This is a genomic window from Vibrio sp. THAF190c, assembly GCF_009363355.1.
GTDB lineage: Bacteria > Pseudomonadota > Gammaproteobacteria > Enterobacterales > Vibrionaceae > Vibrio > Vibrio fortis_A.
Window position 1 is genome coordinate 3,183,520 of sequence record NZ_CP045338.1, and the last position, 14,008, is coordinate 3,197,527.

The following is a 14,008-nucleotide window of genomic DNA, read 5'->3' on the forward strand; positions in this document are numbered from 1 at the left end:
TTGATTCACTTATTGCGATTGTTCATTTTGCTGCGCATCATCAGGTAAGTAGAGCGGACCAGTTTGACCACAGCCCGAAAGACCAATAACAGACAACATAAACAGAGCGGTAATTAACTTTTTCATTTTGCATATCGTGATTATTAACTCAATGCCCCCTATAATCGCACCACACTCAAGAAAAGCAATAGGATAGAAAGGATGAACGATACTGAATTTCATCAGCTAGTCGATATACAGATGCAAAACATCGAAGAAGCGATCGATGAATCAGAGGCAGACATCGATTATGAAGTGACTGGCAACGTGATGACGCTAGAGTTTGAAGACCGCAGCCAAATCATCATCAACCGCCAAGAACCAATGAAAGAGATCTGGTTAGCTTCTAAGTCAGGCGGCTTTCACTTCAAGTTAATTGAAGACAAATGGACATGCTCAAAGACAGGCATGGAGCTATTTGAAATGGTGAAAACTGAGTGTGAGAAGCACGCTGGTGAAGAGATCGACTGGGTTTAATCTACCAATGGATACCCCAAAGCGACCAATGTAAAAAGGAGCGACTCAGTCACTCCTTTTTTGTTGCTAAACGTTAGCGATCTTTGAATTACGCGAAGAGAGCGTGGCATCGTTGCGATAAGGCACCACGTAAGATTGCCCATCATCAGGGTGAACAATCTGATAATACTGAGGAAGGTTGAAGTTAATCAGCTTCGACGCCACCTTAGAATCATCTTTCACCGAGGTGTAGAAAGAGTTTACACTCGCAATCATCTCGTCTTTCTGACCACTGTATTGGTGGTAAACCTCAACCTGATTCGACTCATCTAATACGTAGATATTGAAACCCTGATCGGTATCTTCAAAGAAGAACTGAATCAAGCCTTCACTAGCAAAGCCATCCACTACTTCTGGCAGTTGGTACTCTTGCTCTTTATCTAGCATGAGCAGCGGAGAGCCTTTCAGCTTATTGGTTGAGATGCTGCGATAGAAGTCGACCGAGTTTTCCAGCATCTGCACAGATACGCCACGACGCTCGAAGAACAGACCAAACATCTTGTTCGCCAAACGGATTGCTTTAAATCGACGACGCTTCTCTTGCTCGATCGGTTTCAAGCGCAAGTCAATACACTCTGCTAGCAGTTGGTAAACCATATTTCGGATCACGCCGCGTAGGTTTTTGCTGTAACAGAACACATCCACCGACTCTGGCGGCAACGCATCTTGGTGCATCTTACCCAGTACTGTTTTTAGTGCATCAAGCATTGCCGTCTCACCTTGGAAATGAAGCGTTCTCACTTCATGCCAAGAGTTACGGTAAACCAAATCGACACTACCCACTAGGCTCTGGCCTTCTTCACCAAAACTAAAGATATCCGCACTCTTCAAATCAACTTTTAAAGAGCGAGCACTCAATTCTGAGGTTGGGTCGTTCTCAAAGTTAATGAACATCGCCAACTGGCTGATCTCACACGGGCTCGCCAGTGCTTGCATACTCGGACGGCGCTTGCGCAGTGAGAAGGTATTACGCAGGTCGCTCACCATCTGATAGAACTTATCGATATCAATGTGTGCGTCACGAACCACAGAGTGTAGGCGTGTTGACTCAGTGATCAATCCATTAAAGAACGACCACGCAACCAACTTACTCAAGTACTCATGGTGCTCAAGCGATGGTTGTCCCAGAATTCGGTGTGCAATCAGCGGCTGCTTATACAGATACCAACCCGCTTTGTTGGTTTGGCCCTGTCTTACCTCAATAAAGCTCAGATCGGGTTCATGCAAATCCGGAGAAATCTGAGGGTTTAGAAGTGTTACCTTACCCGGCAGCACCTCAAACGCTGCATACAGCTTGCGAGCAAGAATGCTGATGTCTTGTGGGCTGATTGCCGAGGTGATGTCGTTGCGACGTGCAAACTGAATCAGATTACGGTAGCTGAGCATCAACGCATCTAACAGGGCGTGGTGTACAACTTTAACTTGCTCAACCTTCCAGTTACGACGGTTATCCAACTCAACGATGGTCTCATGATCCCAATTCCAAGATTGAGTCATCTCAGTTAACGCTTCACGGCGCCAAGCGACTGACCCTACTCCTGCCTCACGCGATAACTTCTCATGAGTTTTGAGATAGAAACAACGGCGAACAAGATCAAGACGCGTGTCATCGTTAATGCGTTCAAGGTAACGGGTTACCTTCTCAAGCATCAAATAGTAGCTGTCCATCCCATATAGGTCTGGTTCATCAGCAAAGAAACGACGCTTAGTATCGATACTCAAAAGTTGAGTGTGGGGGTATTCCCACGAGTAAGCCTCTAACAAGATCGCTTTTAAAACCGATTTGTACGGAGAGTCGATACTCTTGTACAGCTGCCACAGGTTAGAGCCGAAGTACTCTTCCGCTGGAATTCGGTTTAATTTGCCGAAATCAATCCACTGAGAGCAATCGATGTAACCCTTGCTACAAAGATCATGCACGTATTCGTCGTAACACTCTTCCATTTCTGGAGGGATGATCTGCCAAAGTAGGCGTTGACCCGCTAATCGCACAGCAGAACGATAGAACTCATCCAGTAGCAGTAGATGCTGAGAAGAGCCGCAGTTATCACCGGTCATCTCCTCTGAATAGTTCGAGCGGAAGCGCTGCTCATCCATCAGGAAGAAGTTAGCTTCAACGCCAAGCGTCTGAGCCCAATCGGTAATCAATAGACACTTGTTGGTCAAACTATCGCGAGCACCACCATCCATATCCGGTGATACACACACCCAGATATCAAGGTCACTCGAAGTACTTTGACCAATAGAGGATGTACTGCCCATGGTGTAGAGACCAAGGACCTCAGGGTTATCCGTTTCGGCGAGCTTGCCGCCTAACGTCAGCTCAGTATCTTCGACAAATTGCTTTTGGAATTCATTAGGCGTGAAGCTACGAATTCCAAAAGGAACTTGTTGGTCATAAAAACCAGGCATCATTGGATGGTTGTAGTGAAGCAGTGCGGGGATAAGATGGAATACGCGCTGACTTTGCAAATCCATCAACGCCAACGCACGATCAATGCGCTGTTGATTTAGATTATCCAATCGCTGAATCAAAGTCTGAATGTATGCCTGCAAGGTAAGTCCTTGGTTGAGATTAAATGCACTTCTGTTTAGTTACCGAACGAAAGCAACAACAAAACGTGATCAATTTAACACTTTTACCTTTAATGGTAAAGCAAAGCTGGCGATGCTGCCACCTTTGTTCGTCTAGGAAAAACGCTAAATCCACGGCATGGTAGTGTCCTCTTTATTGACTATTTCTAATAATAGCCCATGTTTCAAATGAGATACCAATCACACTATTTTGGTGAAGTAATGAAATTCCTTTATCTATCAAAGCTCGCAATGATCTAACAGTAAGAATTTTCAGCCCAGAGTGTTAGGATTAGGCTATTACAGACTCATATCGGAATCACCATGACACAATCAACTCCAATCCGTATCGCCACTCGAAAAAGCCCACTTGCTCTTTGGCAAGCCTACTTTGTAAGGGATGCCCTTCAAGCTGCGCACCCTGGTTTAGAAGTTGAGTTAGTGACCATGGTTACTAAAGGCGACATCATTCTCGATACACCGTTGGCGAAAGTTGGCGGTAAAGGCCTGTTCGTAAAAGAACTTGAAGTCGCGATGCTAGAAGGCCGTGCAGACCTTGCGGTCCACTCAATGAAAGATGTGCCTGTCGACTTCCCTGAAGGCTTGGGTCTGGTGACGATCTGTGAGCGTGAAGACCCACGCGACGCGTTCGTATCTAACACCTACAACAACATTGATGAGCTGCCCCAAGGTGCCGTTGTGGGCACATGTAGTCTGCGCCGTCAGTGCCAACTTATGGAATATCGCCCAGACCTTGTAATCAAAGAATTACGCGGCAACGTTGGTACACGCTTAGGCAAACTCGATGACGGTCAATACGACGCAATCATCCTTGCTGCTGCAGGCCTAAAACGTCTAGAGCTAGAAGAGCGTATCCGTAGCTTCATTGAACCAGAACAGTCTCTTCCGGCTGTTGGCCAAGGCGCTGTTGGCATTGAGTGTCGTTTGGATGACGAGCGACTAATCAAACTGCTAGAGCCATTGAACCACCAAGATACGGCTGATCGCGTACTGTGTGAGCGTGCAATGAACCTAACTCTAGAAGGCGGTTGTCAGGTGCCAATCGGGAGTTACTCACTACTCGACGGTGATGACATCTGGTTACGTGCACTTGTTGGCGAACCAGACGGATCAAAAATGGTACGCGGTGAAATCAAAGGCCCACGTAAAGACGCAGAAGCATTAGGTGTTAAGCTTGCGAATCAACTTCTTGATGATGGCGCCCGTGAAATCCTAACTAAGCTTTACGCTGACCAAGACTAATCATGACGGTGTTGGTAACTCGCCCTGGTCTTGAAGGGCAAGCGCTTTGCCAACAGCTCGTGGATGATGGAATCACTGCGATCCATCATCCACTGATTCGCATCGTTGACAACTCTCCCTCCGAACCTCTTTCTGATCTGTTACAGAGCAGCGATATTATCATTGCTGTTAGTCAACACGCCGTGACCTCAGCTCAACGAATTCTTGCACAAAGTAACCAAAGTTGGCCCAGTTCCGTTCTATACCTTGGCGTTGGTCAAAAAACCGCGCACATTTTAAGCAAAGCTTGTAAACAAAAAGTAAACTACCCACAAGTGAGTGATAGTGAACACCTTCTTAGGCTGCCAGAGCTAAGAAATGTGCAAGATAAGGCGATCTTAATACTGCGTGGAAACGGTGGGCGCGAGCTAATACGCGAATCTCTTGTCAATCAGGGAGCACGAGTCTCCTATTGTGAGACCTACCGTAGAGAATATATTCCGATAAACCACCACAATACTTACCCTCTATGGGTTGAACAAAAGATTTCAAAAATTGTCATCACCAGTCAGGAGCAATTGGAGTACTTTACCTCTAATACACCTGATGAGTATTCGAATTGGCTTTTCACAAGACATCTATTTGTCCCAAGCCAACGCATTGCAGAACGAGCCCAACAGCTTGGGTATTCAACAGTTACGAATACGACAAGTGCGACAAACCCAATATTACTGGCTGCTCTCCAGCCTTAGCTAGAAACAGGAAATAAGCATGACAAGCAAAAAAAATAACGAGCATATTGAACCTGAAAAAAGTCCAGAAACTCAGCCGGTAGTTCAAGATGATGTTGTCTCTGAAAGTTCTGAAGAGACAAAAGCAGAGGCTCCAAAACCAGAAGAGCCACAAACCAAGCCTCAAACAACGTCGGAAGAAAATGAGCTAATCGCTAAAGCTGAAAAGCAAGGCAAACGCGGCGTTAAGTTTGGTGCGATTGCCATCGCGATCTCTATTATCTTCAGTGGCGGTATCGCTTTCCAAATGCAGCAAAAAAATGCTGAATACTCGGCGCAAATTGCAGCCCTTCAATCTCAGTTGGAAAATACCCAATCGGCAGTTAACAAAGACCTACAAGCTGTGAAGCAAGAGACCATTCAAGAGGCGTCTCAAGCTGTTCAAAAAACACAGGTTGTACAAGCTCAACAAGAGAAAAGCATTCAAAGCCTACAGCTTGCTGTCGCTGACGTGAAAGGTCGCAGACCAAATGATTGGTTACTTGCAGAGGCAGACTACCTAGTAAAACTAGCAGGGCGTAAGTTATTCTTGGAACACGACGCTGTCAGTGCAACTAAGCTAATGGAAAGTGCTGACCAACGCATTGCTGCACTGAACGATCCAAGCCTAGTGTCACTGCGCCAATCCATGGCGAACGATATTACTAAGCTTCGCACTATCCCACTGATCGATCGTGACGGCTTAGTGCTACGCCTAACCAGCCTGCAACAACAAGTCGATACTCTACCACTGGCAAATGCAATCTTGCCTGAAGCACAAGAACAGAAAAAAGAAGTGGTTTCTGGAGACATCAACGACTGGCAAACCAACCTGATGACTTCACTAAAAGATTTCTCAGGCAACTTCATCACTTTCCGTAGCCGTGATGGCGATGTAGTACCTCTCCTTTCTCCGGAGCAGCACTTTTATTTAAGAGAAAATATTAAGGGTAAGCTTGAGACAGCAATCCGCGCGGTTTACAAAGAGCAAGGTGATATTTATACCGCTGCACTGGAAACAGCACACGAGTGGTCGACAGCATACCTGAACCAAGACAACAACTCGGTAATCGAGTTTGAGAAAGCCATCAAGCAATTGAGCGAACAAAACATCACTGTAAAATACCCAGTGAAGCTTGAGTCTCAAAGCTCTCTTTCAGATGTCATTCGTGACCGTCTACGTCGTGAAGTCACTACGATGACGAGCAAGGAGGAGAAATAATGATTCGTTGGATTTTTCTTTTCTTAGTCCTTGGTGCCGGTCTATTTGTCGGTACACAGTTCTCAGGACAACAAGGCTACGTTCTTATTTCTATTGCCAACAAAACAATAGAAATGAGTGTAACTACCTTAGTTATCTTTGTGATCGCGCTATTGGCCGCACTCTTTGGCCTTGAGTACCTATTTAAGAAGGTGGTATACGCAAGTTCTACCACGTGGAACTGGTTCAGCGTACGTAAGCAAAAACGTTCACGTCGTTACACCAATGAAGGTATCGTTAAACTGCTTGAAGGTGACTGGAAAGGCGCAGAGAAAAAAGTGACACGCTGGGCTAATCACCACGACATGCCACTGCTTTGCTACCTAGTGGCGTCACAAGCTGCACATGAGCAAGGCAATAAAGATGAGCGTGATAAGTACATCGAACTTGCTAGCCAACAAGATAACTCTCAGCTTGCTGTTGAACTAACTAAAGCTAAGCAGCAGATCAGTGAGAGAAACTTTGAAGCCGCTTTTGATACTCTGTCGACCCTAAAAGGCACCTATCCAAGCAACACTGCTGTTCTAGGTCTATTAAAGACGACTTACGTTGAACTGAAGTTATGGCAGCCTCTGATTGAACTGACGCCCAAATTGGTTAAGAGCAAGCTAATCACAACAGAAGAACAAGTCGAATTGGAGCAAAAAGCACAATGTGGTCTACTGCACGATGTCGCTAAGCAACAGGGTAGCGAGGGGCTTATCAGTCACTGGAATAAGCTATCTCGCAAGCAAAAACAAAGTACACACCTTGTCTCTTGTTTTGTTAAACAGTTAATTGCTCGTAAGGCAGACTCAGAAGCATTCACCGTCATCAAAGAGAACATAGCTAAGAGCGAATCAAACGAGCTATACACATTGCTTCCAGAACTTAACCTAGCCGACCACCACCCTGTGGTTGTTATGCTAGAAAAAGCAGTGAAGAAAGATGATAGCAACGCAGAAGCCCACAGTGCTCTGGCGCAGTTCTACCTAAGAGAGCAAAAGTGGACAGAAGCGCAAGCGCACTTTGAAAAAGCGCTAGAGCTTCGTTCTAACGTTTCAGATTATGGTTACCTGTCTGATGCTCTTGAGAAACAGAACCTAACCAAAGCTGCCCATGAAGTTTCACGTAAGGCTTTAGGCTTAGTGAAGTCGGCATAACAAACGTAATGACAACACCACAAAGCCGATGCAGAGATGTATCGGCTTTTTGTACATTTCATTCAGATAATATTCATACCACCTATCGTACTCTTACTTCATTCCCAAATTACACCATGAGTGAGAGTCATCATGTCAAAGTTCGCCACCCTATTACTTACTAGCTTTATTGGCTTCAATACATACGCATCTAACTTAGATATAGAAGCTGGTGAGAACTCCTATAAGACTCTCTGCGTGTCCTGCCATGGCGATCTTGGCCATGGTGATGGTATTGCGGGAAAAGCGCTCCCAGAGCAGCCCTCGAACATTTATGATGGATTGAACTCTTGGTTTGAAAGTGAAGCAGAACTCATCGACACCGTGTTAAATGGTAATGAAGGTATGCCCGCTTGGAACTCCGTCTTCAATGAGAAGGATGTAAAAGATATCTTTGCCTATATCGAAAAGATAAATAGCAAATAACCCTTGGTGTAATACCTAACCATTGCAGGGTGTTTTACTTCTTACGCAACTAATCTGTCTTTGAAATTTGCTCTATATATCTGCAGGAGTTTAGACTCCCTTCTCCTTCCTTCGTCAGTCTAGAGAATGACGAAGGCTTAGCTACAACTAGAAAGACAATAAAGTATCGTACGTGCAACCACCCTCAACTCCTCCTATTTCTGACGAAGCTCCTCAATAAATAGCATGTATCAAGCGGCTTAGTTTCGTTGTCCGAAGACTAAACCACCGATCCCCAGAAGCAATGAAAGCCGAGTCGTAAGACTAGGCTTTCTAATAAACCAAAAGCTGTTGGGTTATTGGACTTTCGTTTCGACCCGCAAGCTATCTAACAACACAATCATCGCTGATTCTCTCGTCCTGAAATGTGTTTACACATTGAGAGGGGGACAGATGGATGTAAAAAAGCCCTGCTATTTCTAGCAGGGCTTATCTGTAAGTAACGAAGTGCCTGTGGTCACAGGAGACTAGGATTCCTTGGTCCAAGACCAAAATACCTATCCCCAGAAACGACGAAAGCCTAGTCGTAAGACTAGGCTTTCTGATAAGTGGCGGAGTGGACGGGACTCGAACCCGCGACCCCCGGCGTGACAGGCCGGTATTCTAACCAACTGAACTACCACTCCGCAGTGGTAAACACGTCTTTAGACGTGGTTCCAAAATTAAAGCCTGGCGATGTCCTACTCTCACATGGGGAAGCCCCACACTACCATCGGCGCTATTGCGTTTCACTTCTGAGTTCGGCATGGAATCAGGTGGGTCCACAACGCTATGGTCGCCAAGCAAATTCTTAAAATCTGGAAAGCTGTTTCTTGTTCTCTTCAAACTCATTCAAGCGTTTGTATCTTATGAGTCCATCAAAACCCCTTGGGTGTTGTATGGTTAAGCCTCACGGGCAATTAGTACAGGTTAGCTCAACGCCTCACAGCGCTTACACACCCTGCCTATCAACGTTCTAGTCTTGAACAACCCTTTAGGACGCTTAAAGCGCCAGGGAAGACTCATCTCAGGGCTCGCTTCCCGCTTAGATGCTTTCAGCGGTTATCGATTCCGAACTTAGCTACCGGGCAATGCCATTGGCATGACAACCCGAACACCAGAGGTTCGTCCACTCCGGTCCTCTCGTACTAGGAGCAGCCCCCTTCAATCTTCCAACGCCCACGGCAGATAGGGACCGAACTGTCTCACGACGTTCTAAACCCAGCTCGCGTACCACTTTAAATGGCGAACAGCCATACCCTTGGGACCGACTTCAGCCCCAGGATGTGATGAGCCGACATCGAGGTGCCAAACACCGCCGTCGATATGAACTCTTGGGCGGTATCAGCCTGTTATCCCCGGAGTACCTTTTATCCGTTGAGCGATGGCCCTTCCATTCAGAACCACCGGATCACTATGACCTGCTTTCGCACCTGCTCGAATTGTCATTCTCGCAGTCAAGCGGGCTTATGCCATTGCACTAACCTCACGATGTCCAACCGTGATTAGCCCACCTTCGTGCTCCTCCGTTACTCTTTGGGAGGAGACCGCCCCAGTCAAACTACCCACCAGGCACTGTCCGTAATCCCGATTCAGGGACCAACGTTAGAACATCAACACTACAAGGGTGGTATTTCAAGGACGACTCCACCACATCTAGCGACGCGGTTTCAAAGTCTCCCACCTATCCTACACATGTAGGGTCAATGTTCAGTGCCAAGCTGTAGTAAAGGTTCACGGGGTCTTTCCGTCTAGCCGCGGGTACACTGCATCTTCACAGCGATTTCAATTTCACTGAGTCTCGGGTGGAGACAGCGTGGCCATCATTACGCCATTCGTGCAGGTCGGAACTTACCCGACAAGGAATTTCGCTACCTTAGGACCGTTATAGTTACGGCCGCCGTTTACCGGGGCTTCGATCAAGAGCTTCGACCGAAGTCTAACCCCATCAATTAACCTTCCGGCACCGGGCAGGCGTCACACCGTATACGTCATCTTACGATTTTGCACAGTGCTGTGTTTTTAATAAACAGTTGCAGCCACCTGGTATCTGCGACTCTCGTCAGCTCCATCCGCGAGGGACTTCACCGATAAGAGCGTACCTTCTCCCGAAGTTACGGTACCATTTTGCCTAGTTCCTTCACCCGAGTTCTCTCAAGCGCCTTGGTATTCTCTACCCGACCACCTGTGTCGGTTTGGGGTACGATTCCTTACAATCTGAAGCTTAGAGGCTTTTCCTGGAAGCATGGCATCAATGACTTCACCACCGTAGTGGCTCGACATCGTATCTCAGCGTTAATGAAGAGCCGGATTTACCTAACTCTTCCGCCTACGTACTTGAACCTGGACAACCGTCGCCAGGCCCACCTAGCCTTCTCCGTCCCCCCATCGCAATTGTAAGAAGTACGGGAATATTAACCCGTTTCCCATCGACTACGCCTTTCGGCCTCGCCTTAGGGGTCGACTTACCCTGCCCCGATTAACGTTGGACAGGAACCCTTGGTCTTCCGGCGAGGGAGTTTTTCACTCCCTTTATCGTTACTCATGTCAGCATTCGCACTTCTGATACCTCCAGCAGCCCTTACAGACCACCTTCAACGGCTTACAGAACGCTCCCCTACCCCGCATACTAAAGTATGCAGCCGCAGCTTCGGTGTATAGCTTAGCCCCGTTACATCTTCCGCGCAGGCCGACTCGACCAGTGAGCTATTACGCTTTCTTTAAATGATGGCTGCTTCTAAGCCAACATCCTGGCTGTCTGAGCCTTCCCACATCGTTTCCCACTTAGCTATACTTTGGGACCTTAGCTGGCGGTCTGGGTTGTTTCCCTCTCCACGACGGACGTTAGCACCCGCCGTGTGTCTCCCGGATAGTACTTACTGGTATTCGGAGTTTGCAAAGGGTTGGTAAGTCGGGATGACCCCCTAGCCTTAACAGTGCTCTACCCCCAGTAGTATTCGTCCGAGGCGCTACCTAAATAGCTTTCGGGGAGAACCAGCTATCTCCAGGTTTGATTGGCCTTTCACCCCTAGCCACAAGTCATCCGCTAATTTTTCAACATTAGTCGGTTCGGTCCTCCAGTTGATGTTACTCAACCTTCAACCTGCCCATGGCTAGATCACCTGGTTTCGGGTCTATATCCAGAGACTGAACGCCCAGTTAAGACTCGGTTTCCCTACGGCTCCCCTAAACGGTTAACCTTGCCACTGAATATAAGTCGCTGACCCATTATACAAAAGGTACGCAGTCACCCTCGAAGGGCTCCTACTGCTTGTACGTACACGGTTTCAGGTTCTATTTCACTCCCCTCACAGGGGTTCTTTTCGCCTTTCCCTCACGGTACTGGTTCACTATCGGTCAGTCAGTAGTATTTAGCCTTGGAGGATGGTCCCCCCATATTCAGACAGGATATCACGTGTCCCGCCCTACTCGATTTCACTGATTATGATGTGTCGGTTACGGGGCTATCACCCTTTATTGCGAGACTTTCCAGACTCTTCACCTGCATCATTAAAAGCTTAAGGGCTAATCCAATTTCGCTCGCCGCTACTTTCGGAATCTCGGTTGATTTCTCTTCCTCGGGGTACTTAGATGTTTCAGTTCCCCCGGTTTGCCTCTTGCTGCTATGTATTCACAACAAGATACTTACTTATGTAAGTGGGTTTCCCCATTCGGAAATCCCAGACTCAAATGGTTTTTACTACCTAATCTGGGCTTATCGCAAGTTAATACGTCCTTCATCGCCTCTGACTGCCAAGGCATCCACCGTGTACGCTTAGTCACTTAACCATACAACCCGAAGAAGTTTCGAGTTGATGATAAATCACCAAGGTTTTTGGTTGTAACAAGAAGGGTTAATTCTCATTACGTGTTTGCCGGACTCAATTTTTGCTTTTTATTTTCACTTTTAAAAAGTGAAGACAAAAAGCCAAGACACTTGAATGTGTTTGTGTTGTGTTTATCTAAAAGATAAACATTGAGAACTTTTAATTTGATTTAAATAACTGTGTTATTTAAATCAGTCAGCTTTCCAAATTGTTAAAGAGCAGATTCATTTCTGAACCATGTTTAAAAGCACTATCGCTAATGCGCTTAAAGATGGTGGAGCTAAGCAGGATCGAACTGCTGACCTCCTGCGTGCAAGGCAGGCGCTCTCCCAGCTGAGCTATAGCCCCAACGAAATCGATATTGACCGCTATCTCTGGGAAAAGATAGTGGTGGGTCTGAGTGGACTTGAACCACCGACCTCCCGCTTATCAGGCGAGCGCTCTAACCAGCTGAGCTACAGACCCAATATCGTCTCTTAACTTTCTAAACCGTATCAATCTGTGTGGACACTTATCGTGAATATCTTCGTATAAGGAGGTGATCCAGCCCCAGGTTCCCCTAGGGCTACCTTGTTACGACTTCACCCCAGTCATGAACCACAAAGTGGTGAGCGTCCTCCCGAAGGTTAAACTACCCACTTCTTTTGCAGCCCACTCCCATGGTGTGACGGGCGGTGTGTACAAGGCCCGGGAACGTATTCACCGTAGCATTCTGATCTACGATTACTAGCGATTCCGACTTCATGGAGTCGAGTTGCAGACTCCAATCCGGACTACGACGCACTTTTTGGGATTCGCTCACTCTCGCGAGTTGGCTGCCCTCTGTATGCGCCATTGTAGCACGTGTGTAGCCCTACTCGTAAGGGCCATGATGACTTGACGTCGTCCCCACCTTCCTCCGGTTTATCACCGGCAGTCTCCCTGGAGTTCCCGACATTACTCGCTGGCAAACAAGGATAAGGGTTGCGCTCGTTGCGGGACTTAACCCAACATTTCACAACACGAGCTGACGACAGCCATGCAGCACCTGTCTCAGAGTTCCCGAAGGCACCAATCCATCTCTGGAAAGTTCTCTGGATGTCAAGAGTAGGTAAGGTTCTTCGCGTTGCATCGAATTAAACCACATGCTCCACCGCTTGTGCGGGCCCCCGTCAATTCATTTGAGTTTTAATCTTGCGACCGTACTCCCCAGGCGGTCTACTTAACGCGTTAGCTCCGAAAGCCACGGCTCAAGGCCACAACCTCCAAGTAGACATCGTTTACGGCGTGGACTACCAGGGTATCTAATCCTGTTTGCTCCCCACGCTTTCGCATCTGAGTGTCAGTATCTGTCCAGGGGGCCGCCTTCGCCACTGGTATTCCTTCAGATCTCTACGCATTTCACCGCTACACCTGAAATTCTACCCCCCTCTACAGTACTCTAGTTTGCCAGTTTCAAATGCAGTTCCGAGGTTGAGCCCCGGGCTTTCACATCTGACTTAACAAACCACCTGCATGCGCTTTACGCCCAGTAATTCCGATTAACGCTCGCACCCTCCGTATTACCGCGGCTGCTGGCACGGAGTTAGCCGGTGCTTCTTCTGCAGCTAACGTCAAGAGATGCCGCTATTAACGACACCCCCTTCCTCACTGCTGAAAGTACTTTACAACCCGAAGGCCTTCTTCATACACGCGGCATGGCTGCATCAGGCTTGCGCCCATTGTGCAATATTCCCCACTGCTGCCTCCCGTAGGAGTCTGGACCGTGTCTCAGTTCCAGTGTGGCTGATCATCCTCTCAGACCAGCTAGGGATCGTCGCCTTGGTGAGCCATTACCTCACCAACTAGCTAATCCCACCTAGGCATATCTTGACGCGAGAGGCCCGAAGGTCCCCCTCTTTGGCCCGTAGGCATCATGCGGTATTAGCCATCGTTTCCAATGGTTATCCCCCACATCAAGGCAATTTCCTAGGCATTACTCACCCGTCCGCCGCTCGACGCCGTTATCGTTCCCCGAAGGTTCAGATAACTCGTTTCCGCTCGACTTGCATGTGTTAGGCCTGCCGCCAGCGTTCAATCTGAGCCATGATCAAACTCTTCAATTTAAGATTTTGTGACTCAATGAATACTGATTACATTACATAGTAATGTTGAATTGACTGTGCCGAATCTTAC

General features: G+C 47.4%; 8 protein-coding genes, 3 tRNA genes and 3 rRNA genes. 6 read left to right on the forward strand and 8 right to left on the reverse strand.

Translation table 11 applies throughout. From position 1 onward, the window contains the following. Positions 1–9: 9 nt before the first annotated feature. Entirely contained in the window at positions 10–222 is a 213-nt protein-coding gene (locus FIV04_RS14455) for a lipoprotein (RefSeq protein WP_084181926.1), read from the reverse strand. On the opposite strand from FIV04_RS14455, the gene cyaY reads away from it, so the two are divergent. Beyond that, on the forward strand, positions 202–516 hold the full coding sequence (gene cyaY / locus FIV04_RS14460; RefSeq protein ID WP_032553345.1) for an iron donor protein CyaY: 315 nt from the start codon (positions 202–204) through the stop codon (positions 514–516). The genes FIV04_RS14455 and cyaY overlap by 21 nt on opposite strands. Before the next feature lie 66 nt (positions 517–582). Here the strand turns inward: cyaY and FIV04_RS14465 are convergent, their stop codons facing one another. Next, on the reverse strand, positions 583–3,111 hold the full coding sequence (locus FIV04_RS14465) for a class I adenylate cyclase (protein ID WP_152469448.1): 2,529 nt from the start codon (positions 3,109–3,111) through the stop codon (positions 583–585). Positions 3,112–3,453: 342 nt separating this feature from the next. Between FIV04_RS14465 and hemC the strand changes: the two genes are divergently transcribed. From hemC to FIV04_RS14490, 5 genes are all read left to right on the forward strand, one after another. Further along, on the forward strand, positions 3,454–4,392 hold the full coding sequence (gene hemC, locus FIV04_RS14470) for a hydroxymethylbilane synthase (protein ID WP_032553343.1): 939 nt from the start codon (positions 3,454–3,456) through the stop codon (positions 4,390–4,392). A 2-nt stretch (positions 4,393–4,394) separates the two neighbouring features. Next, positions 4,395–5,123, forward strand: coding sequence for a uroporphyrinogen-III synthase (locus tag FIV04_RS14475; protein ID WP_152469449.1), 729 nt, complete (start codon positions 4,395–4,397; stop codon positions 5,121–5,123). Between the two features lie 19 nt (positions 5,124–5,142). Continuing rightward, the gene (locus tag FIV04_RS14480) at positions 5,143–6,363 is read left to right on the forward strand and encodes a uroporphyrinogen-III C-methyltransferase (protein ID WP_152469450.1); all 1,221 of its coding nucleotides are present in this window, start codon (positions 5,143–5,145) and stop codon (positions 6,361–6,363) included. Beyond that, positions 6,363–7,544 (forward strand): heme biosynthesis protein HemY, encoded by a 1,182-nt coding sequence (locus FIV04_RS14485; protein ID WP_152469451.1) that lies wholly within the window; start codon positions 6,363–6,365, stop codon positions 7,542–7,544. Before FIV04_RS14480 ends, FIV04_RS14485 begins: the two co-directional genes overlap by 1 nt. A gap of 132 nt (positions 7,545–7,676) precedes the next feature. Further along, complete coding sequence (locus FIV04_RS14490; protein WP_152469452.1) at positions 7,677–8,009, forward strand: cytochrome c; 333 nt, start codon at positions 7,677–7,679, stop codon at positions 8,007–8,009. A 588-nt stretch (positions 8,010–8,597) separates the two neighbouring features. Here the strand turns inward: FIV04_RS14490 and FIV04_RS14495 are convergent. The 6 genes from FIV04_RS14495 to FIV04_RS14520 form a co-directional block, all read right to left on the reverse strand. Next, positions 8,598–8,674 (reverse strand) — tRNA-Asp (locus FIV04_RS14495). A gap of 41 nt (positions 8,675–8,715) precedes the next feature. Next, positions 8,716–8,831 (reverse strand): 5S ribosomal RNA (gene rrf, locus FIV04_RS14500). 95 nt (positions 8,832–8,926) lie between these two features. After that, positions 8,927–11,816 (reverse strand): 23S ribosomal RNA (locus tag FIV04_RS14505). Between the two features lie 310 nt (positions 11,817–12,126). After that, positions 12,127–12,202, reverse strand: a tRNA-Ala gene (locus FIV04_RS14510). A gap of 40 nt (positions 12,203–12,242) precedes the next feature. Continuing rightward, positions 12,243–12,319, reverse strand: a tRNA-Ile gene (locus FIV04_RS14515). Positions 12,320–12,385: 66 nt separating this feature from the next. Then, a 16S ribosomal RNA gene (locus FIV04_RS14520) occupies positions 12,386–13,938 on the reverse strand. Together the 16S, 23S and 5S rRNA genes with 3 tRNA genes alongside form the textbook arrangement of a ribosomal RNA operon. Positions 13,939–14,008: the final 70 nt, after the last annotated feature.

Excerpts from the sequence above, each read along its gene's own strand:
- cyaY (WP_032553345.1), top strand. The coding sequence starts at position 202 with ATGAACGATACTGAATTTCATCAGCTAGTCGATATACAGATGCAAAAC.
- FIV04_RS14455 (WP_084181926.1), bottom strand. The coding sequence starts at position 222 with ATGAAATTCAGTATCGTTCATCCTTTCTATCCTATTGCTTTTCTTGAG.
- hemC (WP_032553343.1), top strand. The coding sequence starts at position 3,454 with ATGACACAATCAACTCCAATCCGTATCGCCACTCGAAAAAGCCCACTT.
- FIV04_RS14475 (WP_152469449.1), top strand. The coding sequence starts at position 4,395 with ATGACGGTGTTGGTAACTCGCCCTGGTCTTGAAGGGCAAGCGCTTTGC.
- FIV04_RS14480 (WP_152469450.1), top strand. The coding sequence starts at position 5,143 with ATGACAAGCAAAAAAAATAACGAGCATATTGAACCTGAAAAAAGTCCA.
- FIV04_RS14485 (WP_152469451.1), top strand. The coding sequence starts at position 6,363 with ATGATTCGTTGGATTTTTCTTTTCTTAGTCCTTGGTGCCGGTCTATTT.
- FIV04_RS14490 (WP_152469452.1), top strand. The coding sequence starts at position 7,677 with ATGTCAAAGTTCGCCACCCTATTACTTACTAGCTTTATTGGCTTCAAT.